Source organism: Flammeovirga yaeyamensis (assembly GCF_018736045.1).
Classification (GTDB): domain Bacteria; phylum Bacteroidota; class Bacteroidia; order Cytophagales; family Flammeovirgaceae; genus Flammeovirga; species Flammeovirga yaeyamensis.
On sequence record NZ_CP076132.1, the window covers coordinates 2,210,739 to 2,234,359 of the forward strand.

20 protein-coding genes are annotated in these 23,621 nt (G+C 33.9%); 15 read left to right on the forward strand and 5 right to left on the reverse strand.

The genetic code is table 11. The features are described 5' to 3' along the window. Window positions 1–82 precede the first annotated feature (82 nt). From KMW28_RS08615 to KMW28_RS08650, 8 genes are all read left to right on the forward strand, one after another. Entirely contained in the window at window positions 83–2,761 is a 2,679-nt protein-coding gene (locus tag KMW28_RS08615; RefSeq protein ID WP_169664578.1) for an alpha-L-rhamnosidase-related protein, read from the forward strand. A gap of 282 nt (window positions 2,762–3,043) precedes the next feature. Continuing rightward, window positions 3,044–4,534 (forward strand): phytoene desaturase family protein, encoded by a 1,491-nt coding sequence (locus tag KMW28_RS08620; RefSeq protein WP_169664577.1) that lies wholly within the window; start codon window positions 3,044–3,046, stop codon window positions 4,532–4,534. A 22-nt stretch (window positions 4,535–4,556) separates the two neighbouring features. Beyond that, window positions 4,557–5,393 carry a phytoene/squalene synthase family protein gene (locus KMW28_RS08625; protein WP_169664576.1) on the forward strand — a complete coding sequence of 279 codons (837 nt, stop codon included), beginning with the start codon at window positions 4,557–4,559 and terminating at the stop codon, window positions 5,391–5,393. Window position 5,394: 1 nt separating this feature from the next. Beyond that, entirely contained in the window at window positions 5,395–5,922 is a 528-nt protein-coding gene (idi, locus tag KMW28_RS08630; protein WP_169664575.1) for an isopentenyl-diphosphate Delta-isomerase, read from the forward strand. Further along, window positions 5,919–7,367 (forward strand): 1-hydroxycarotenoid 3,4-desaturase CrtD, encoded by a 1,449-nt coding sequence (crtD, locus tag KMW28_RS08635; protein WP_169664574.1) that lies wholly within the window; start codon window positions 5,919–5,921, stop codon window positions 7,365–7,367. Before idi ends, crtD begins: the two co-directional genes overlap by 4 nt. Then, window positions 7,360–8,028 carry a carotenoid biosynthesis protein gene (locus tag KMW28_RS08640; protein ID WP_169664573.1) on the forward strand — a complete coding sequence of 223 codons (669 nt, stop codon included), beginning with the start codon at window positions 7,360–7,362 and terminating at the stop codon, window positions 8,026–8,028. Before crtD ends, KMW28_RS08640 begins: the two co-directional genes overlap by 8 nt. Window positions 8,029–8,033: 5 nt before the next feature. Continuing rightward, window positions 8,034–8,534 (forward strand): sterol desaturase family protein, encoded by a 501-nt coding sequence (locus KMW28_RS08645; RefSeq protein ID WP_169664572.1) that lies wholly within the window; start codon window positions 8,034–8,036, stop codon window positions 8,532–8,534. Further along, complete coding sequence (locus KMW28_RS08650) at window positions 8,518–9,183, forward strand: lycopene cyclase domain-containing protein (RefSeq protein ID WP_169664571.1); 666 nt, start codon at window positions 8,518–8,520, stop codon at window positions 9,181–9,183. The genes KMW28_RS08645 and KMW28_RS08650 overlap by 17 nt, the downstream gene beginning before the upstream one ends. 326 nt (window positions 9,184–9,509) lie before the next feature. Here KMW28_RS08650 and KMW28_RS08655 read toward each other — a convergent pair whose 3' ends face one another. Continuing rightward, window positions 9,510–10,820 carry a TRAP transporter large permease gene (locus KMW28_RS08655; protein ID WP_169664570.1) on the reverse strand — a complete coding sequence of 437 codons (1,311 nt, stop codon included), beginning with the start codon at window positions 10,818–10,820 and terminating at the stop codon, window positions 9,510–9,512. Then, window positions 10,817–11,323 carry a TRAP transporter small permease subunit gene (locus tag KMW28_RS08660; RefSeq protein ID WP_169664569.1) on the reverse strand — a complete coding sequence of 169 codons (507 nt, stop codon included), beginning with the start codon at window positions 11,321–11,323 and terminating at the stop codon, window positions 10,817–10,819. The genes KMW28_RS08655 and KMW28_RS08660 overlap by 4 nt, the downstream gene beginning before the upstream one ends. Window positions 11,324–11,562: 239 nt before the next feature. Here KMW28_RS08660 and KMW28_RS08665 point away from each other — a divergent pair, with 239 nt between their 5' ends. The 3 genes from KMW28_RS08665 to KMW28_RS08675 all read left to right on the forward strand — a co-directional run bounded on the left by KMW28_RS08665 (window position 11,563) and on the right by KMW28_RS08675 (window position 16,304). Then, window positions 11,563–12,294, forward strand: a complete 732-nt coding sequence (locus KMW28_RS08665) for an isoprenyl transferase (protein ID WP_169664568.1) — start codon at window positions 11,563–11,565, stop codon at window positions 12,292–12,294. A 40-nt stretch (window positions 12,295–12,334) separates the two neighbouring features. Continuing rightward, a complete protein-coding gene (gene bamA / locus KMW28_RS08670) occupies window positions 12,335–14,872 on the forward strand; it encodes an outer membrane protein assembly factor BamA (RefSeq protein ID WP_101958134.1) in 2,538 nt (845 codons plus the stop codon). A gap of 289 nt (window positions 14,873–15,161) precedes the next feature. After that, on the forward strand, window positions 15,162–16,304 hold the full coding sequence (locus tag KMW28_RS08675) for an acyl-CoA dehydrogenase (protein WP_066208256.1): 1,143 nt from the start codon (window positions 15,162–15,164) through the stop codon (window positions 16,302–16,304). Between the two features lie 73 nt (window positions 16,305–16,377). Here KMW28_RS08675 and KMW28_RS08680 read toward each other — a convergent pair whose 3' ends face one another. After that, the gene (locus KMW28_RS08680) at window positions 16,378–18,198 is read right to left on the reverse strand and encodes a glycosyltransferase (protein ID WP_169664567.1); all 1,821 of its coding nucleotides are present in this window, start codon (window positions 18,196–18,198) and stop codon (window positions 16,378–16,380) included. A gap of 290 nt (window positions 18,199–18,488) precedes the next feature. On the opposite strand from KMW28_RS08680, the gene KMW28_RS08685 reads away from it, so the two are divergent. The 4 genes from KMW28_RS08685 (at window position 18,489) to KMW28_RS08700 (ending at window position 21,774) form a co-directional block, all read left to right on the forward strand. Beyond that, complete coding sequence (locus KMW28_RS08685) at window positions 18,489–18,881, forward strand: type III secretion system chaperone (RefSeq protein WP_169664566.1); 393 nt, start codon at window positions 18,489–18,491, stop codon at window positions 18,879–18,881. A 15-nt stretch (window positions 18,882–18,896) separates the two neighbouring features. Further along, on the forward strand, window positions 18,897–19,703 hold the full coding sequence (locus tag KMW28_RS08690; RefSeq protein ID WP_169664565.1) for a PspA/IM30 family protein: 807 nt from the start codon (window positions 18,897–18,899) through the stop codon (window positions 19,701–19,703). Window positions 19,704–19,954: 251 nt separating this feature from the next. After that, window positions 19,955–20,653, forward strand: coding sequence for an SPOR domain-containing protein (locus KMW28_RS08695; protein ID WP_215585817.1), 699 nt, complete (start codon window positions 19,955–19,957; stop codon window positions 20,651–20,653). 194 nt (window positions 20,654–20,847) lie between these two features. Further along, complete coding sequence (locus KMW28_RS08700; protein WP_066208245.1) at window positions 20,848–21,774, forward strand: hypothetical protein; 927 nt, start codon at window positions 20,848–20,850, stop codon at window positions 21,772–21,774. On the opposite strand, the gene KMW28_RS08705 is transcribed toward KMW28_RS08700, so the two are convergent. After that, the gene (locus KMW28_RS08705; protein WP_066208243.1) at window positions 21,767–22,711 is read right to left on the reverse strand and encodes a DMT family transporter; all 945 of its coding nucleotides are present in this window, start codon (window positions 22,709–22,711) and stop codon (window positions 21,767–21,769) included. The two genes, KMW28_RS08700 and KMW28_RS08705, sit on opposite strands and share 8 nt — an antisense overlap. 110 nt (window positions 22,712–22,821) lie before the next feature. Continuing rightward, on the reverse strand, window positions 22,822–23,469 hold the full coding sequence (locus KMW28_RS08710; protein WP_169664563.1) for a DUF1684 domain-containing protein: 648 nt from the start codon (window positions 23,467–23,469) through the stop codon (window positions 22,822–22,824). Window positions 23,470–23,621: the final 152 nt, after the last annotated feature.

The window sequence follows — 23,621 nt, forward strand, 5'->3', positions numbered from 1 at the left end:
AAATTCGTTAAATACATTAACTAAAAAAGATAATTGTTACTAAATTTAGCCCGTATAAACACAAAAACTTAAAATTTAGAAAATGAATAAAAACTTACGATTGCTAATCCCTTTATTATTGGGTGTTCTGTTAATTAGCTGTGAAGACGATAAAAATACCCTGTATGAATCGGATCAATTTTCTGTATTTAAAGATCATGTAGAGCAAGGAGAGTACAAAGCAAATGTGGTGTCGAGTAAAGAAATGAACTCTACTTACAAAAGTCCTTTGCAAGATGCCTACAGCAGAGCAATTGAATTTAAATTTAGTATCAACGGAAAAGACGATGAATTGCCTTATGGTAAAAATCACCGTTTAGTAGTTCGTTCTGAAAATGGTAAATATACTTCTCCGGTTATAAAGTTTGGAGAACAGAAAGCAGACTCAGAGCAATTGGATAAAATGGATTGGATGGAGAAAAATACATCTGTAACCATTCGTGTTGATTTTTCTAAAGTACTTAAGGATTTTGAAAACAAAGGATATTATGAAGATATCCATGGAGAAAAAATTTATAAGAAAGATTTTAAAGGGTTATATGTAGCAGGAGGTAGTGCCCCTATGAAATGGGACTTTGATAACCTTGGTGATTTCGAACAATTGAAAGATGAAAATGGAGATGGAGTGTATGAAATTACGCTAACAATGAATCAGCCTGATCCTGAAAAAATAACATCTCCAGTATGGAAATCTTCTAAAAATTTAAGCAAATACCCAACCTATAATTCTGATATACCTTTAGTAGATGCTTTATATAACTTGGCTTTGAACGAATTAGTAGCGGACTCTGAAGCAGACGGTACATTTAGAACAGGTAAAGAATGGGGTGGAGTTTGGACAAGAGATATTTCTTATTCTATTGTTTTGAGTTTATCTATTTTAGATCCTGATAGAGCAAAGACATCTTTAAGAAGAAAAGTAAAAAGAAATAGAATCATACAAGATACGGGTTCAGGAGGAGCATGGCCAGTATCATCCGATCGTGTAACATGGGCTTTGGCAGCTTGGAATGTGTACACTACAACCGGAGATAAGAAATGGTTAAAGGAAGCATATGCTGTCATTTCGAATACTATCGAAGATGACATGATGGTGGTATATGATGCCGAAACAGGCTTAATGAGAGGAGAGTCGTCTTTCCTAGATTGGAGAAAGCAAACGTATCCGCGTTGGATGGATAATGTAGATATCTATAGATCATTAAACTTAGGTACGAACGTTGACCATTATGAAGCAATGCAAATTGCGGCTCGTATGGCTGGTTTATTAGGTAAAGAGAAAGATGCAAAGGCATTTAAGGAAAAAGCAGTAAACTTAAAAAATGCCATCAATAATCATCTATGGATGGAGGATAAAGGATATTACGCTCAATATTTATACGGTAGAGATTATATGGTGCAATCCCCCAAATTCGAAGCTTTGGGAGAAGCGTTATCCATAATATTTGATGTGGCTTCTGAAGAAAAAGCCAAAACGATTGTAGAAAAGTCGCCAATAACACCATATGGTGCGGCATGCGTTTACCCTCAGATTCCTGGAATTAGACCCTACCATAATAACGGAATTTGGCCATTCGTTCAGGCCTATTGGAATATTGCAACAGCAAAAGCGGGTAATGGAACGGCCCTAGAACATGGTTTAGCATCAATTTATCGTCCTGCAGCATTGTTCTTGACAAACAAAGAAAACTTTGTGGCAGAAGATGGAGATTATATGGATACTGAAGTAAATTCAGACGAGATGTTGTGGAGTTTATCAGGAAACATGGCTATGATATATCGTGTGTATTTCGGTATCAATATCGATGAAAAAGGTATGCTACATTTTAATCCAGTTGTTCCAAAGAGATATGGTGGAAAGAAAGAATTGAAAAATGTAAAGCTATGGGAGAATAACCTAGATATCACTTTGTCAGGATATGGTAATCAGGTGAAATCAATTACCATTGATGGAAAATCAGTAAATAAACCACAATTTGATTTATCAAAAGGAGGAAAGCATACGATAGAAATTGTATTAGCTGATAATGACATTACTGAGGGTTCATCTTCAAACAAGGTACCTAATAAGTTCCATTTAGGAACACCAGTAGCTAAGTTGCAAGGTGGTGAATTTGTGTGGGAGGAAGTGAAGGGTGCAAATGAGTACGAAGTTTTCGTCAACGGAAAATCAACTACCAAAACCAACAAAACATCATTCAATTTATCGGAGGACGCAAAGCTAACAGAAATTGCTGTTCGTGCCATCGATACTGATGGAGATGTATCTTATTTGTCAGAACCAATTCAAGTAGGTAAAATCATGACTAAAAATATCTCAAGAATTGCGAGGGCGAGTAAGAGGGTGAAAATTGATGATGCACCTTCTGGAGTTCTAGAGTTATCTAAATCAAACAATAAAAAAGTTTCATTTAAAATGACCGTACCTGAATCGGGTGATTATATGGTTTGGTTGTCGTATACTAATGGTAGTGGACCATGGAATACCGATAATAAATGTGCTATCCGAACACTTTATGTAAACAATACGAATTATGGTGCATTAGTAATGGCACAAAGAGGTACTGGCGAATGGTCGAGTATTGGTAAAACCAACCATATTTCTGTAAAATTAAAGAAAGGGGTCAACAACTTCTCTCTACGATTTGAAGATTACAATGAAAACATGAATGTGGATGTAAATACAGCATTGATTGAGAATGTATATCTCATTAAAAAATAAATTTAGAAATACGTAATATGAACAGGGTTTTAACTATTCGTAGTTAAAACCCTTTTTTTATCTTTTCATTGAAGATTTTTTTGAGTTATTTTTATAATATTATTAAATTCGAAAAAATCTTCAAACCTTATTGAAGCTTTCTAACTAGACTAAACCATTAATTTTTAGTATTTTACATTTGTTGAATGTTTGTGATTCTAAGATTCAACAAAACAATTTTTTAACCCTGTTGTTTATACAAATAGTTGAACAACTTTTTTCAGACTATTAAACAATTCAATAATGAGTTCAATCGGTATTATAGGTTCAGGTTTTTCGGGGCTTTCAGCGGCAATCACTTTAGCAAATAAAGGCCATGAAGTTCATGTCTACGAAAAAAATGAAATGTCAGGAGGTAGAGCCAGAACTTGGACTCAAGATGGTTTTACTTTTGATCTTGGTCCCTCATGGTATTGGATGCCAGAGGTATTCGAAAAGTTTTTCGAAGACAATGGTGCAAAGGTTTCGGATTATTATCAATTAGAAAGATTATCACCCTCTTACAGAATTTATTGGTCTAAAGAGGACTATACAGATATACCATCAGATTTAGATGAATTAGGTGATTTATTTGAATCGTGGGAAAAAGGAGCGAAACAACATTTACTTGATTTCATCGATGAAGCGGAAATCAAATATAAAATCGGGATGGACGATTTTGTTCACAGACCATCTTATTCTTTCTTGGATTTTGCAGAATGGCAAGTGGTGAAAAATATTCCAAGGTTAAACCTGGTGAATAACTTTGCTAGCTATATCAGAAAGTATTTTAAACATGAGAAGATTCTTAAAATTTTAGAATTTCCCGTTTTATTTCTTGGTGATGTAGCAAAACGTACACCTGCTTTATATAGCTTAATGAACTATGCTGATCTTAAATTAGGTACATGGTATCCAACAGGAGGTTTTGGTTCTGTAGCAAAAGCATTTGAAAAATTAGCCATTGAAAAGGGAGTTATTTTCCACTTCAACAGCAATGTGGAAAAAGTAATTTGTGAAGGTAGAGAAGCAACAGATTTTGTGATCAATGGACAGAAATTAAAGCATGATCAATGGATTGCTTCATGCGATTATGAACATTTTGATCAGAAGTTATTACCCCAAAGCCATAGAAACTATTCTCCCTCTTACTGGGGGAAAAGAAAAATGGCTCCATCTTGTTTGATGTATTATATTGGCCTAGATACTGAAATTCCTGAAATTTTACATCACAATTTATTTTTTGATACTGATTTCGATGCTCACGCATCAGAAATTTATGATAAACCGGCATGGCCAAAAGAACCATTATTCTACTCTTCTATACCTTCAAAAACAGACAATACTATTATTCCTGAAGGAGGAGAAAATTTGGTATTATTAATCCCGGTGGCACCTGGCTTAGAAGATACTGAAGAAATACGTGAAAAATATTTCCAAATAATGGTAGAAAGGTTAAAGAAATCTACCGGTTTGGACATCTCTAAACATATTATCTGTAAAAGAACATTTGCTTACAAAGATTTTGTAGAGGATTATAATGCATTCAGAGGAAACGCATATGGCCTTTCTAATGTTCTTACTCAAACAGCATTCCTTAAACCTTCCATAAAATTAAAGAAGATTGATAATGTTATGATGACAGGACAATTAACTGTGCCTGGCCCTGGAGTTCCTCCATCAATCATTTCAGGACAATTAGTCGCTAACGAAGTTTTAAAGAAATTACCAAGTATCCAATCTGTCAACGCTTAAACACTAACGTTCCCGTATTACTATGAAAAAAATTTATGATCATCTCAGTTACAAGTTATCAAAAGAGATAACTGTTAAATACACCACATCTTTCGCTATTGGAATTCGATTTTTATCTGAAGAATTAAGAAACCCTATTTATGCTATTTATGGATTTGTTAGAGTAGCGGACGAAATTGTTGACTCCTTTCACGGATTTGACAAAGAACAATTACTAAACGATTTTGAAAAGGACTGCTTTAAAGCGATAGACGATGGTATTAGTACCAATCCTGTTTTACATGCTTATCAAGAAGTAGTTCGTAAATTTGGAATTGAAAGAGAATTAATTACGTTATTCATACGTAGTATGCGTATGGATTTAGGTAAAAAGAAATATACTGAACAAGAATACAAAGATTACATCCTTGGTTCTGCAGAAGTGGTAGGATTAATGTGTTTGAGGGTCTTTTTAAATGGGGATGAAAAAGAGTATCAACGTTTAAAACCTTCAGCAATGGCCTTAGGTTCTGCTTTTCAAAAGATTAATTTCTTAAGAGACTTAAAAGCAGATGTTAGAGATCTAGGCAGGGTGTACTTTCCTAATATTGATATTTCTTCATGGAACGAGGAAGTAAAAAAAGATGTGGAATCGGATATTCAAAAAGACTTTGATTTTGGATTTGAAGGTATAAAGCAATTACCTAAAGAATCAAGATTTGGTGTTTATTTAGCGTACATCTATTACACTAGATTATTCAAAAAAGTGAAAAATACACCTGCACATGTGATTTTGGAGGAACGATTAAGGATTCCTGATCCTAAGAAATATGCATTGTTTTTTCAATCTTATGTTAGACATCAAGTAAACATTTTATAAAATGGAGCCAAAGGTAATACTAGTAGATGAGCAAGATAATGAAGTAGGGACAATGGGTAAACAATTAGCTCATGTCGAAGGTGTATTACATCGAGCTTTTTCAGTCTTTTTATTCAATAAAAAAGGAGAGCTCTTATTGCAACAACGTGCATTAAGTAAGTATCATTCAGGTGGTTTATGGACAAATACATGCTGTAGTCACCCAATGCCCAATGAAGATCTAAATGTAGCTGTAAAAAGACGCTTGGTTGAAGAGTTAGGAATTACAGCAGATACCACTGCAATAGGTTCTGTTTTGTATAAAGCGGAGTTTGGTAATGGATTAATTGAACATGAATATGATCATGTTTTTATCGGAGAATACGATGGTCATCCTACAATTAATAAAGAAGAAGTAGAAACTGTAAAGTACATTTCTTTGGAAGATTTGGATGATTGGCTCGCAAATAAACCTAATGATTTTACTGCTTGGTTCCCATTATGTCTTGATATAGTGAAGCAGGAAATCCAATCAAAAATAACTTTATGAAAAAAGCCATTGTCATAGGAGCAGGAATCGGTGGAGTTTCTGCAGCTTTAAGAATTAACAAACTCGGATACAAGGTAACTGTGCTTGAGGGTACCGATACGGTAGGCGGCAAGCTAAAAGAATTTTCTATGGATGGATTTCGTTTTGATCGAGGTCCATCCTTATTTACTTTACCACATTTGGTAGAGGAACTATTTGAGTTATACGATCGTGATGTTGATCAATACTTTAAGTATAACAAACATGAAATTGCCACCAAATACTTCTACGAAGATGGTACTGAATTTACAAGTTATACGGATGCAGAAAAATTTGCAGATGAAATAAAAAAAGTATGGGGTGTAGATGTAAGTGAAGTAATGCATCAGATAATTGATGATTATAAGAAAACATCACCTATTTTTTTAGAAAGCGGACTAACCAAAATTACAGACTTATTCACCAAAGAAGTATTTGATGCGCTGCCAGTACTTACTAGACTAGGTTGGTTTGAATCACTTCATGAATTCAATAAAAAATATTTTAAGAACGATCAATTGGTACAGCTTTTTGATCGATATGCCACTTATAATGGATCTAGTCCTTATAAAACACCATCAATTATGAGGGTGATAAGTGCATTGGAACATGATGATGGAGTCTTTTTTCCAAAAGAGGGTATGCGTTCTATCATCACTTCCTTAACTAAATTAGCAGAAGAGGTAGGTGTTGAGTTTAAACTGAACGAACAAGTAACAGGAGTAAAGTATTTAGGACGTGAAATTAAAGAAGTAAATACATCAAATAATACTTACGATGCAGATGTGTTTATTTGTAATGCTGATGTGAATTTCTTTTTACCTGAAGTATTGGGAGAGAAAATCAAAACACCTAAACCAAAAGAATTATCATCATCAGCAATGGTATTTTACTGGGGTATTGATCATGATTTTAAGCAACTGGATCTCCATAATATATTTTTCTCAAACGATTATCAGAAAGAGTTTAAACAACTTTTTGATGAACTGAAGATTCCTGAGGATCCTACTATCTATGTGCATATTAGTAGTGTATTGAATAAGAATGATGCACCAGAGAATTCTCAGAATTGGTTTGTGATGATCAATGTACCTGCTTTACCAGAAGTATTTACAAAAGAGAAAGTTTCAGAAATAGAAGCTCTTTTGATTAAAAAACTGAGTGAGTTTTTGAACGTTGATTTAAAAGAAAAAATTGTTTGTTCAAAAAATTGGACACCTAAAAAAATTGAAGAGGATACATTAAGTTGGAAAGGTGCTTTGTATGGTTTAAATAGTAATAAATTAACACATGCACTTTACAGACAAAGAAATAAATCGAATCATTACAAGAATTTATACTTTGTGGGTGGTAGTGTACATCCTGGTGGAGGTATCCCACTTTGTTTAAATAGTTCTAAAATTGTAGAAAGTTTAATCAATGAGTAGTAAAGAACTGATATTGAAATTGCAATCCTATAGTCCTGCATTAAAGGTAAAGGTCGTCCTACTCATTTTTTATAGTGTAGGAGGGGTAGTAGCTTTCACACCTTTAAATCAACTATTACTACCTTTCACTCCCGTTTTATTAACTGCATCTTTTATTGTATTATTTTCTTTTGAAGAAAATCGGAGTCAACCTTTTTACTATTGGTTGATTTTCACTTACCTCGTCAGCTTCTTTGTCGAATGGCATGGTACTACATATGGATTGCTTTTTGGGGAATATGTTTATCTAAACAATCTAGGACCCAAAGTATTCGATGTGCCTTTGGTCATACCTATCAATTGGATCATTTTAGCGATTGCAGGATTCAATATAGGAAGTTCTTTTAAAGGAAAGTTACCACTATTACCTATAGCTCTTATTTGCAGTGTGATAGTCGTAATGTTAGATGTACTTATAGAGATTGTCTGTGAACCACTTGGTTTTTGGGTTTGGGATGATGGGATGCCTCCCTTCAAAAACTATTTCACATGGTGGTTTTTTATGTCTATCTTTATCTATCTAAAACTGAAATATATTCCTAACAGAAATAATTTATCGATATTTTTATTTATTCTAATTTTAGGATACTTTTTCCTACAAGTTATTGCTCATAATCTATAATCATTATGGAAATTATTATTAATTCACTAATCGTACTAACAACCTTCTTTTTTATGGAATTTGTAGCTTGGGCTACACATAAATATGTAATGCACGGATTTCTGTGGTATTTACACGAAGATCACCATGAACCACATGATCATTTCTTTGAAAAAAATGATGCTTTCTTCCTCATTTTTGCAGTACCGTCTTGGTTGGGTATTATGTTAGGAATGATGTACAATCAGTATGTATTTGTATGGATAGGTGTTGGCATTGCATTATATGGGTTGTGTTACTTTTTAACACACGATGTGTTAATTCATCGTCGTTTTAAATGGTTTGATAAAACCAATAACAGATACTTTAGAGCCATTAGAAAAGCACATAAAGTACATCATAAAAACCAAGGGAAATACGATAGTAAGTGTTTTGGAATGCTGATTGTACCAAAGAAATATTGGGAAGAAGCAAAAGCTAAACCTTCAAGAAATAAACAAAAACACAGAAATGCCGGAGCAGTTTAATTTATATTTAATCATAAACTTCATAGCATTAGCAGGGCCATTTTTTTTAAGTTTCGATAAAAAAGTGGCCTTTTATAAGCATTGGGGAAAACTATTATTTTCATTAATATTCCTTTGGACAATTTATCTTCCTTGGGATATTTTCTTCGCAGCAACAGATCAATGGGGCTTCAACCCAAATTATTTGATGGGTATTGAGTTTGCTTTTCTACCTATAGAGGAGTGGATGTTCTTTCTCATCATACCTTACTGCTTCCTATTTATTTATGAATGTATAAAAACTTATTTTCCTTCGACAACTTCGAAGACGGAAATGCCTTTTTATTTATTGCTCGGGGTAGCTATTTCACAAACGCTTCATGGAGGTATCTATTCTTATATGAATCTTGTTGTTATCCTGTTTGCTTTTTTGATCACAAGAAATAGTCTAACAAAAGCCTTTTGGTATAGTTACGCCATCACACTAATTCCTTTCCTTATTTTTAATGGAATCCTTACAGGAAGCATAACCCCTTCACCTGTGGTTTGGTACAATCAAGCTGCTTTTAGTGGAGTGAGATTAGGAACAATTCCCACAGAGGACTTTATCTATCTTTTGGGGATGATGTTACTTTGTATTAAAGGGTGGTATTGGATGGAAAAGAAGTAAGGGGAAAAGTAAAAAGTAAGAGGGAAGAGGGAAGAGGGAAGTTGAGATTTTTGTAATTCTTGGGGAATTTGAGTTAGGAGTTAGCTAAGTTAATGTAGAAGTAAAACTGGTGCAAATGTTAAGCGATAGCGCCATTTTGCCCATAAACGTTAGAGGTCTCCCGACCTCGTTTTTAAACTAAGGAACTAAGTGGGATTCTCTTCTTTGGGTAGAGAGGTGGTGAAACCCCTCGTGATGTCTCTAGGTTATAAAAACCTGTAATTTTATAAGAAGTTCTACGTATCTCAGTATCAAAGTGGATTCATAAAATATCAATCTTGGCTGCACTAATCATTCAAATATCCAGGTAACCAAGTCACAATTTCTGGGAATAACACTACAATCAAAATCAATATCAATTGGATGCCTATGTAGGGAAGTATTCCTTTATAGATATCAGATGTTTTGATACTTTTTGGGGCAACTCCTTTTAGATAAAATAGGGAGAACCCAAATGGTGGGGTGAGGAAAGAGGTTTGTAGGTTTAATGATATCAATATTCCTATCCACAATAAATTCATGTCATAAAGTAAGAAGATTGGAGTGACTACTGGAATGAATATGAATATGATTTCTATAAAGTCAATGAAGAAGCCAGTGATAAAAATGCCCAGCATTACTATGGCCAAAAAGGCATATGGAGATAGGTTAGCTTGTTGAATAAAGTGAACGAGCATTTCGTCTCCTCCTAATCCTCTGAAAACTAAACCAAATGCTGTAGCACCTACTAATATCATAAAAACCATACTACTCAAATGTCCACTTTCATAGGCGGCATCTTTCATTACTTTCCAAGTAAGTTTCTTTTCGAATAGAGTTAATATTGTGGCACATAATGCTCCAATCCCTGCAGCTTCTGTTGGAGAGGCGATACCTAGGAATATGCTTCCTAATACCGCTATTATCAATAAGAAAGGGAGGACAAAAGTATTTAATAAGGATTTGTAGGATAATTCACTTTTAAATTGCTGTATTTCTTCTTGAGAATAATGGGGGACTTTCTCAGGATTTAAAACAGCATATATATATACAAAAAGGATGTATAATGTTACCAATGCAACTCCTGGAATAACTGCAGCGACAAATAAATCACCAATTGAAATATTCATCACATTACCCATTAATATTAATACAATACTTGGAGGTATAATTTGCCCTAATGTACCAGATGCTGCTATGATACCTGTTGCATATTTTTTATCATATCCTCGATTTAACATGGCAGGGAGACTCATTAAACCCATAGTTACTACAGTAGCGCCAACAATTCCAGTAGAGGCTGCAAGCATAGCACCTACAATGGCTACAGAGATGGCAAGTCCGCCTTTCAATCTACCCAATAGAATCGCCATAGTTTGTAATAACCGTTGAGCAATGCCTGATTTTTCCAACATTACACCCATATATATAAATAATGGAACGGCAATAAGAATTTGATTATTCATCGTTCCATATATTCTCAATGGGAGGAGATAGAAAATATCTGTTCCGAAAGTAAAGTAGCCAAAAAGGAGAGAAATACCTGCTAAAGTAAATGCAACAGGAAACCCTAAAAGTAATGTGACAAATAAACAGAGGAATAAAAGTAGTAATATCATGAGGTGGGAGTTCCTTTTAATTCGAATAATTTACTCAACATCAAACTGACTCCTTGAAGAAGAAGCAAAGACATTGATATTGGGATGATGGCTTTAATAATAAATCTGAAGTGTAATCCACCGGCATCAGTAGACTTTTCCATAATCACCCATGAATTATATACATATGGAATGCTTGCATGGATAACAAAAAGACAAAAGGGAATAAGAAAAAACAGAATGCCAAAAATATCTACCCATCGCTTATTTCGATCAGAAAACTTCTGATACAAGGCATCTACGCGAACATGTTTATTCATTAATAAAGTATTGGGAGCATTAAGTAGAAAAATACACCCGAAAATGTGCCATTCTAGTTCTGTTATTCCTGCCGTACTAAAGTTGAAAAAATATCTGAGTGCCACATCCACACAAACAATCAAGATTAAAAGTATTGTAAAAAGTGAAATTCCTTTCCCAATAGTTTTATTTAACAAATTAATCCAACGAATAAGTTTGTCCATAGTAAAAAATGCTATTATCGGTCTATATCATTGATAATCCGATAGAATAGGAAAAAATAGCTTGAAAAATGTCTTTTTATTAACAACAAAAATAGTTCATATTATTAAATTACTTATAAATCTTTCTACTTTTGATACAAATTTGGTTGATAACTGTTCGAATTATCTTTAATTTCGCCGTTCAGTAGCTTATAAATTAATCTACATATCAATTTATTGTTCAAGAAGGGGTTTTTACCATGAGTATAAACATAGATAAAGCAAATCTACCGAAACACGTTGCCATTATAATGGATGGAAACGGAAGGTGGGCAAAGAAGCAAGGAGCAAAAAGAATTTTTGGTCACAGAAATGCTATCAAGGCTGTACGTGAAGCTACCGAAGGCTGTGCAGAGTTGGGAATAGATTTTCTTACACTTTACGCTTTTTCTACAGAAAACTGGGATAGACCTAAAGCAGAAGTTTTAGGTTTAATGCAATTATTAGTTTCTACTATACGCTCAGAAACTAAAACCCTGACTAAGAATAATGTAAAGCTCAAAGCAATTGGTGACCTTTCTAAGTTGCCATCCGACTGTCGAAAAGAATTGCAAGAAGCAATGCAACTAACAGAAGGAAATACGGGTCTAACATTAGTGTTGGCATTAAGCTATAGTGGGAGATGGGATCTAACTCAAGCGACACGTCGGATGAGTGAAGATTTTAAAGAAGGTAAAATTGATAGTATTGAACAAGATACGATCAAACAATATCTTTCAACTGCTACTATGCCTGATCCTGAACTCCTCATCAGAACAAGCGGAGAACAAAGAATTAGTAATTTCTTGTTATGGGAAATTGCTTATACTGAATTATTTTTTACGAATATACTCTGGCCTGATTTCCGTAGAGACGTTTTACATGATGCAATAATGGCTTTCCAAAATAGAGAGCGCCGTTATGGTAAGACTAGTGAACAACTAACTACATAATCAGATTATTAAAGTATTTAAAAGACATCAAGCAAGACGCATGATATCATCTAATAAAACAGTGAAGACACTGTTGATGTTCATCTCAATTTGGACGATCGCAATAACATCCTCTTATGCTCAATTTGGGACAAACTATGGTTCGCAAAGCAACAAGTATAATGTAGACTACGGTACTCCGGTAGAGTATACTATCGCAGGTATTGATGTTGTTGGTGCAGACTTTAACGACAAAAATGCCCTTATCAATATCGCTGGCTTTAAAGTGGGAGAAAAAATTAAAATCCCTGGAGACGCGATTAGTAAAGCGGTAAAGAAATTATGGAAACTTGGTATTGTTGGTGATGTACAAATCAACATCACTGAGATTCAAGGAAACGATGTTTATCTTCAAATTGCTTTGAAGGAACGTCCTAAGCTATCAAAATTCTATTTTGAGGGAATCAAAAAAGGTCAAGCCAAAACCTTAACTGATAAAGTACAGTTAGTGAGAGGTAGAATCGTAACGGAGTCTATGATTCGTAATACTCAGAATATCATTAAGGATCACTACGCTGAAAAAGGTTTTAAAAACACAGAAGTTAAAATTGTAAAGGAAAAAGATCCTGTTTTAGCCAACTCTGTAGTTTTAAGAATTGATGTTCAAAAGAACTCTAAGGTTAAGATTGAAGAAATTAATCTTGCTGGTGTAGAAAAGCTGACTGAAAAGAAGGTAAAACGTAAGTTAAAGAAGACGAAGGAAAAGAGATTTGGTAGAATCTTTACACCATCAAAATTCGTTGCAGAAGAATATAAAAACGATAAGAAAAGTCTTGTTCAGTATTATAACGAAGAAGGTTACCGTGATGCTGAAATCTTAAGAGATTCTGTTTATGATGTAGACCCTAAGATGGTATCAATTGATATGGATATCTACGAAGGTACTCGTTATTATTACAGAAATATTACTTGGACAGGTAATTATAAATATACCAACGAAGAGTTAGGTAAAGTATTGGGTATAACAAAAGGAGATGTATACAATACAACTGAACTAAACAAACGTCTTTCTTTTAACCCGAACGGTCAAGATATTTCTGCCTTATATATGGATGATGGTTACCTATTCTTTAGCGTAACTCCTACAGAAATTATGGTCGAAGGAGATTCGGTTGATGTTGAAATGAGAGTTTTTGAAGGTGAGCAAGCTTATGTTTCAAAGATTATCGTTAATGGCAACACGAAAACATCCGATCACGTAATTTACCGTGAAATTCGTACCTTGCCAGGTCAGAAATTCTCTAGATCTGATTTAATTAGAACGCAGAGGGAATTATCAACTCTAGGTTACTTTGACCCAGAAACTATTGATATTCAACCTAAGCCAAATATGTCAAATGGTACTGTAGATATCCAATATGGATTAACAGAAAAAGCCAATGACCAGATCGAATTATCCGGTGGTTGGGGTGGTTTCTATGGTTTCGTAGGTACTGTAGGTCTAGTATTCAATAACTTCTCATTAAGAAACGTAACGGACTTCTCTAAGTGGAGACCTCTACCAGCTGGTGATGGTCAAAGACTACAATTGAGGGTTCAAGCATCAGGTATTCAATACCAAACTTACTCAGTATCATTTACTGAACCTTGGTTAGGTGGTCGTAAGCCTAACTCATTAACAGTAAGTTATAACTACTCAAATCAAAACTCATACAGCGGTGATGTAAAAATTGGTAGTTTAGGTATTAATGCAGCAACTGTTGCATTAGGTAGAAGATTACAATGGCCGGATGACTGGTTTACAATGTCTAATTCATTGTCATTCCTAGTATATGATTTGAATAACTGGTATGCTACTGGTTTCGGTGATTATAACAACGGTAAATCTTATAACTTAACGTTCAATACTACTCTATCAAGAAACAGTATTGATCAGCCAACTTACCCTCGTAGAGGTTCACAAGTATCCTTGAGTGTGAGTTTAACTCCTCCTTACTCTGCATTTGGTGACAAAGACTTCTCAGATCCATCAATTTCTGATGAAGAGCGTTACAAGTGGGTAGAGTACCATAAGTGGATGTTTGATAACGCTTGGTACCAATCAATCATTGGTGACTTAGTAATGGCAGTAAGAGCCCACGTTGGTTTCTTGGCTGCATATAACCAAGATAAAGGTTTAGGTCCATTCGAACGTTTCATTATGGGTGGTGACGGTTTAACTCAACAATTCGCACTACTAGGTACGGAAACTATTGGTTTGAGAGGTTATGAAAACAACTCCATAGTTCCTTACGAATCGAATGGTTTAGGTGGTGTAGTTTATAACAAATATGTAATGGAACTTAGATATCCAGTGTCATTAAACCCAGCAGCAACAATTTACTTATTAGGTTTTGCTGAAGGTGGTAATAACTGGGCAACAATTGACGAGTTCAACCCATTTGAAATGTATAAATCAGCTGGTTTTGGTGCCAGAATCTTCATGCCTGCATTTGGTATGTTAGGTATTGACTGGGCTTACGGTTTCGATGCCGCACCAGGTAGATCTGATCCAAGTGGTAGCCAATTCCACTTTACAATCGGTCAACAGTTGAGATAAAAAATATTGTACATCTATTGTACGTGAAAGCCTCCAGATTCTGGGGGCTTTTTTTGTGTTTTTTTGATTTTTATCACCATTTGAGAACTTCAGTCTTTAAAGAATAAAATACTAATCAATTGATTAAATGTGATAGAATATTCTTTGTTTTATGTACTAAACAAATCATTAAACAAGTAGTTATTTATATAAATGAATGATTATTCAGTGATTAAGCTTTTAATTTCTATTTTTAGTGATATATTTGAAATTGAAACACACACAATAAACACCTTATACCATTACACACATGAATTTTGAACTAACTGAGGAGCAGTTGGCAGTGAGAGATGCTGCACGTGATTTTGCTCAGAATGAATTATTACCTGGCGTTATTGAAAGAGATACAGAACAACGATTCCCGAAAGAACAGGTAAAACAAATGGGGGAATTAGGATTTATGGCAATGATGGTCGATCCTCAATATGGAGGAGGAGGTATGGATACCATATCGTATGTGATTGCAATGGAAGAAATCTCAAAGATTGATGCATCCGCGTCGGTCTCAATGTCTGTAAACAATTCACTTGTATGTTGGGGACTTGAAAAATTTGGCTCTGACGCTCAAAAAGAAAAATATCTTAAACCGTTAGCTTCTGGTGAAGCCATAGGTGCTTTTTGTTTATCCGAACCCGAAGCAGGTAGTGATGCTACTTCACAAGTAACAGAAGCTATTGATATGGGTGATCACTATCTTCTGAATGGTACAAAGAACTGGATCACTAATGGTAATTCTGCATCGATATACCTTGTCATAGCACAAACAGATAGAGAAAAAGGTCATAGAGGTATCAACTGTTTGATTGTAGAAAAAGGCATGGACGGTTTTGTTGTAGGCAAAAAAGAAGACAAATTGGGTATTAGAGGATCTGATACACACATGTTGAGTTTTACAGATGTAAAAGTGCCAAAAGAGAATAGAGTAGGTGAAGATGGATTCGGATTTAAGTTTGCTATGTCTACTTTAAATGGCGGTCGTATCGGAATCGCTGCTCAAGCTTTAGGCATCGCATCAGGAGCTTATGAGTTGGCATTGAAATATTCTAAAGAGCGTAAGACTTTTGGAAAGCCAATTAGTGAACATCAAGCTATTGCATTCAAATTAGCTGATATGGCCACTAAAATTGAAGCTGCACGTCATTTAGTATTTAAAGCAGCTTGGTTAAAGGACCAAGGTAAAGACTTTTCTGAAGCTTCGGCGATGGCTAAATTATATGCCTCTGAAGTGGCTATGGAGGTGACAGTAGAAGCGGTGCAAGTCCACGGGGGATATGGGTATGTGAAAGAGTATCATGTAGAACGTTTAATGCGTGATGCTAAAATTACTCAGATCTATGAGGGAACATCAGAAATTCAGAAAATTGTTATATCAAGAAGTATCTTGAAAGACTAATTCTTCAAAATATTTAGACAAAAAAAGCCGACGGAACGAAATTCCATCGGCTTTTTATATTTAAAAGTGTGACTTATCGAGTCATCACCATATTATATGCTTTGATATAGTAATCATACAATTCATTCCAATCGAAATGATATGACGATTGTTCTACTCTACTACGTTGAGCAATTCGGTCTCTTCTTTCCATAGTAACGAAATCATACATGAAATTAGCCAATTCTTCTGCTGAGTGAGTGTAATCACTGTGCTTTCTATGAATAGTTTCAATGCCTTCTACTTTTGTACGTTTCAAGTCATTGATCACGAAGTCACCAAAGCCTGCTAAATCAGATGTGATAGCAGGGATACCTCTTGCGACACATTCCATTGGAGTATATCCCCAAGGCTCATAGTAAGAAGGGAATACCCCTAAGTGACATCCTCTTACAAACTCATCGTAATCGATACCGAAAAGAGGGTTCATAGAAGAAACAAAGTCAGGGTGATATACCAATTTCACTTTATCGCCTTCATAGTTTAATAAACCAGAATTACGTGCAAAGTTTAAGATATCATCCTTAGCATCATCTTTTAAGTTGTGTGTAGTGATATAAGGGAGACGAGAAGTTTTCCAAGATTGAACAGTTCTTCTTAACTGAAGTCTTAAGTTTTCAGGAATCAACTCCTCAATGGTAGGTGTTTCAATCATGTCGCCTTTTGATGCAACATAGAATAAACGTTCACCCACACTCTTCTCCATGGCATCACAAATCTTTCTGATTTCACCTAAAACGGCTCTCGATTCTAATTCGATAGGGTTAATAGTGTGATAATCTTGCTTTGTGATAAAGAAAGTAACAACAGTCTTATTGATATTATTGACTCTCAATTTATGATTCAAACGAGCAAGTGCTTCTAAAGTTAAATCGAATCCTTTGTTTTTATACTCAAATCTACCTGAGGTGAAGAAATATAAAGTATTGTTTAAATCAAATGAATACGATTGGAAGAAGTGACCCATTACAAATTCGTGGATCTTCTCTTTATATCTTTGATGAAGTACTTGAGACTCGTGTAAAGCTTCAAATTTATTGATATTGATACCATTAGGTACGATTGCATCAATTTCTCTACCCAATAAGTACTTACATTCTACAGCTGTTAACCTACTTACTGTACTGAAAACATGAGATCCATGAGCAGCAGCTCTTTCAATGGAAACCTGTGGTAGAATATTAAAGTGTTCTGCTTCTTTGGTCCAATTATAGGTTCCTTTCTCAAGATTTTGATAGAATTCAGGGTCGTTCATGGCTAGGTAACGACCTAGTAGGGTAGCGTGGGTAGTAAATACTGTTTTAATATTTAGGTTTCTACGACGGATTTCTGGGATAGGAATACCAGCCATCCATTCGTGCATATGTGCTACAACTTTTTTATCCGAATTATTTAAATTATCTAATTCCTGGAAGAAGTCAGTCATTTGAGAAGCCAGCATGATCGTTTGATCAAATAAGTCATCACCATCAAATGAAGGGATATTATGTGACTCCCAATTAGATTTTTTAATGTCAGTCAATTTCCATGCTTCATTGTGTGGTTTAAACAATACCACACGAGGTCTACCAGAAACTAACCATCTACCATAATGTACTTCGTAGCCTTTGTTTCTCAAAGAACGTACAGTTCTTGATACTAAATCATCACCATCGTCACTAATAGGATCAAAAACAGCAGATATGTTATTATTAACGTAGGGGCCAATTAAACAATAGTTGTCATCGCCAACTTGTTGTAAAACGTTCAGGATTTTTGACTTGATTACAGTATAGATACCCCCAACTTGATTACAAACCTCCCATGCACCTTCTATGAGCAATGGAGTTTCTTTCAAATGTACTTTCTTTGGCATATAAAGTTGTGTATAATGTTAATTATGTTTGTTCTAAGTATCGTTACTTAATTTTCAACCGATTGCACAAATATAACGACTGTTTTTAATTTATTATTTAATAAATTCAATCAGAGTTATATAGAAAGTTGTATTCAGGATTGTTATCAAATATTTTATCATTTTTTAATAATCCATAATTGTTTGATGTTGAGTGGGTTAATTTAAATTTATTTAGAAATTGATTACATATCACATCAAAAAAATTTTATATTCGTATTAATTATTATTATAAAACTAAAAAGCACGAAATGAATAACTTCGAAAAAGTTAAAGGATACTTGCTAAATCTAGGTTACGATATTAAAAGTGAGGATGAGCAAGAAGAACTATTTATTATCTCTGATGAAGAAGAAGGACTTCTTAATGTAGTAGTTGACTGTGAAGATCCTATTCTAATTGTAGAAATGCATCTGATTGATTTAAATCAGGAAAAACCAGATTTCTACAAACAATTGCTGGTTAAAAACAGAAACTTTGTCCATGGTGCATTTGTTATTGATGAACAAGGGAATCGTTTGTTATACAGAGATACATTAGAGTTAGAAAACCTTGATGAGAACGAGTTAGAGGGAACGTTAAATGCTCTGAAATTAGTAATTAGCGAAAATTACTCGATGTTACTAGATTATGCACAAAACTAAAAAAGAGGAAAGGATATGTTTAAGAGATTATTTGGATGGATGTCTTCCGAGGCAAACTCGGCAATGGATAAATTAGAGGACCCTATTAAGATGACTGATCAAGGAATTAGAGATCTTAAAAAGGATTTAGATCAAAGTTTACAAGGTTTAGCACAGGTGAAGGCCATCGCTATACGTACAAGAAAAGAATACGAACAACATAAACAAGCTACTCAAGATTGGGAAAGAAAAGCAATTATGTTGTTGCAGAAAGCACAAGCCGGTCAAATTGATGCTGGCGAAGCAGATCGATTAGCCACTGAAGCTTTAAATAAAAAAGAACAAGCTGCTCAAGCAGCAGCAGCACATGAGGGAATGGTAAAACAAAACGATTCTCAGGTAGCAAAGATGGAGCAGAATGTGCAAAAGCTGAAATCTCAGATTTCTCAATGGGAGAATGAAGCGAAAACATTAAAAGCACGTGCTAAAGTAAGTGAAGCTTCTTCAAAAATCAATAAGCAGTTGGCATCAATCGACTCTTCTAGCACTGTTGCTATGTTAGAAAGAATGAAAGATAAAGTAGAAGCTCAAGAAGCTTTAGCGGAATCTTATGGTGATATTGCAGATTCAAATGTCACTGTTGACGAAGAAATCAATAAAGCGTTAGGACCAGGTTCTGGAACTTCATCATTAGCTTTGGAAGAGTTAAAACAAAAAATGAGGTTAGGTGATGGTTCTACTTCTTCTGAATCAACTTCAGAACAATCTTCAACAGAAACTAATGCTGGAGAAGAGTTATCTGATTTAGATAAGTTGAAACAACAGCTAAAGAAAGACGAATAAGTATTAACAATACTTCAACGTCATACATTTAATAGTACTCACTATAAAATACATTATTTACTTCAAATAGTTAAAAAATGTACTTTCTAGTGAGTATTTTTTTATATGTATGATAAATTAATTGTCTTCTTTAATGGTTATTTAATGTATAATGATTAGCTTTATCTTAAACAGATTTCATAATTTTCTGTTCCAATGGTGTCAAATGAGACATTTATAACTCATTAATAGTTTATCAATTACTTATTCCGATGAAGATTACAAAGAATTACTCAATTTTTCTTTTTCTATTTGCTTTCGTTTTTTCCTTTACTACATATGGACAAAGTAAAAAGAAATTAAAACAAATGAATGCTCAACTTACTTCTGAAAATCAAGAGTTAAGAAGAAGTAAAGATGATTTAGAAAAGAAATCTAATTCACTTGCAGCAATGAATGAACAGCTTACATATGAAATGGAAAGCTTAAAATCTGATGTAAGTAAATTACAAGCTGAAAATAGTAATCTAAAAAATGAAATAGATGAACTTGAAAGCGAAAATGAAGGTTTAGTAACTACACTTGAAAATAGTAAATCAAACTCTGGTGCTGTAGCAAATGGAAATAATATGCCTGCAAACAGTGCAAATTGTTCTAGTAAGCAAGGTGCTTTAATGGGTAATAAATCTTATTTTGTAGATCTTTCTAGCACAATTACTGTTCATGGTTGGGGAGTACAAGTGTATTCTACAAAAAGCTTATGTGATGCACAAGGTTATGCAGAGAACTTCGAGTCTTATTATAAAATGTGGAAAACCTACATTAAAGTAACAGAAGATAACGGAGAACAAATTTATAGTGTTGTTTACGGCACATTAAAATACGAAGATCAAGCTAAGGTTTATATGGAAAACTTTAAGAAAATTGGTCGTAACGAAGATGAACGTAACGCAATTTTAGTTCAACACTAAAATTTAAAAAATATCAATACTTTTATACCACAGATTAGAATATAATCTGTGGTATAATTTTTTACAAGTAACTGATTTTGAGTAAACAATTAATTCATGTCTTCAACACAATCTTATAAGTAGAAAATTCCTTTCATTATGGAATATTTATTGCGATTAGAATTGAAGTTTAATATGAATTGAAACAAGCCTAAGTGAAAAAAAGTACAGTATCATATAAATGGAGAAAAATCGTAAAGTGGTTTTATGGCTACTTTGTGGCTTGTTTTGTGATAGCTGTTAGTAACTTTTCTGCGTTTAGACAAATTGAAGATCAAGACGTAATCGTAGAAAAAGTGATTGATTTACGTCAGATGACGATGTCTATGACATTAGCTGCTCAAGAATTTCTTTCATATGAAGCTCATTATGAAGAGTTTCATAGATCAAGGCAGGCTACGCCTATTATGACAGAGTATCATAAGGTGGATAAAAAACTTGAAGCTTATGTTGGTGATATTATGGAATCGAACGATTCATGGAAAATGGCTTATGAAGATGACCTAAAACTTTTTAGTGATTTATTGGCGAAGCATAGAAAAACATTCTCAAAAATTGTTACTCAATTGAAATATAGAGGTTCACAAACTTCAGGAATGATTGGTGATTTACAAAAAAGAACGAAATCTCTGCAGGAAGATCCCTATGTAAATAATGTTTTGTTAGAAGAAATGCGACTTTTAGAAAAAAGTTATCTATTGAGTGCAGATACAGCCGACTTCTACAAGATACGTGAATTGAACCATCGTCTTCAGCGGGAAGTGAAGGGAATTGAGATGCCAAATGGAAGAAAACACAATATCTTGAACCATTTGAGAAGGTATAATTCTATTTTATTGAGAATTGTTCAGGTAGATGATAGAATCGGTTTTAGAGGAGATGTTGGTTTAACCCTAACATTGCAAAATAATACAGAGGCAATCATCAAATTATCTGATGAGATGTATAAAAAAGCTCAATACAATAAAGATTGGTGGATGTCGACAAGTCGATGGATTGCAGTGATCTTCGGCACATTGTCCGTCTGTGTTTTATTGGTACTAAGCTTATCTACAAACGAATTAATCAATAAAATTAGGTAGTCGATTTATTATCGTCTAATTCATCTAATTTAAAGAAGAACCTTGCTAGTGGCATGGCAAGTATTGCAAAAGCAATCATAAAAGCTCCTCCATAGAAATAGATATCCATTAATTCGCTATCTCCAAAAAAGAAATAGGCAATCACACCACCATATATAGGTGAAACGTTATTCGCTAATGAAACACTAAAAGGAGTAATTTTTTGCATCACTTTTACGATTGAACTGTAGGCTATTATAGAGAATATAACAGCTAAGATGATGATTAGAACAATATCTAATGATGTCGGAGTGTGAAAGCTTGATTTAGATATATATTTTAAGAAATAAGGTAAGAACAAAGCTGTTGCTGCGAATGCACCACACATCTGATAAAAAGTGATGACTAAGTAATGATACTTTTTTGAGTATTTCGAAGTTAGGATAGTAACAACAGCTGCAAAGAAAGCTGCTAATATTGCTGCAAACATACCCTCACTATAAGCAAATCCTGAACTGAAAATCATATATACTCCAAATAAGGCAGATAGTCCTGTCATGACCTCAGTGAATGTTGGACTTTTTTTACTAACAACCGGATAGATGAAACTAACCCATATTGGCGTTGTGGCAATACCAACTAATGTTACAGATGTATTCGACTTCTTTGCTGCTACTACAAATAATACCCAATAGATTGCAGTAAGTAAACCTGTAAAGAATAACATTACAATATGTGACATCTTTACTCTTAGATTCACCTTTTTATATAACACTACACCAAATACAATAACCGTTGCCGCTAGTGTTCTTAAGAATACAATCTCGACAGAGGATAATGTAATGTAGATATTAATGATTGGTATCATAGATGAACACATAATCCAGAAATGCAATTCAGCATAAGCGGTTTTGTCACCTGTAAAACCAAGTTTTTTGAAAATTGATTCTAAAGCCAATGTAGAATAAGTTTTATTAAAAAATTATCTATTCTCCTGAGTACGACTCAAAATATTTTATCGATATCAAGTTATTAATTTAGTCTAAAAAATTTGAAGACATATATATTTTAATGATTTTCTTCTTTAAATCTCTTTTCACCCGCTTTGATCTCTACATTTATCATATTCTCAAAAGGAGGAAGAGGGCAGTCAAAACTGTCATTGTAAGCACAATAAGGATTGTAAGCCATATTAAAATCAATATACGTTTGCATTTGTCCTTTTTTAATACCGTGTAATTCAATATATCTTCCCGCACCGTAAGTTTCTGTATCAGCCGTTAGGTCTCTAAAAATTACCATCAATAAATCTTTTGTGAGAGGAGTAGGAAGAACAGCTTTTAGTAAAGTAAGTTTGACAGTTTCTCCATTTACTTTAAATGTTGCAACACAAGATTTATAATATTCTCTTGCTTTTTCTTGAGTAGTATTTATTCTTATTTTATTAGGTTTATCTGCCCATTCTAATTGTGCATTTACACGGTAAGAGTAATCGACAGGGTAATAATTTAAATGCTCAAAAGAAGCCATTTCTACCTCACTTAAAGGACTTTCATTTTTATTTTTAAAGATTTTATCCTTGTCAGTTCTTTCTTTTAATATACGTTCAGTATACTTTGTTTGGCCTTCCTCTGATTTAGAAGAGAACAAAATATTTCCAATATAACCCAATATTGCTACCCCAATGATAACTTTTAAAACGGAACTTGTTTTCATTAATTTATTCTTAAATATTATTTCTGAGTGTAAAATTATCATTTAATTACTTTCATAAAAGCAGTTTCACGATTATTTTATTGCACAATATTAATAAATAATTGTATATTGCAAATACAATCATTACTGAACACTAATTAACTACCCTATTG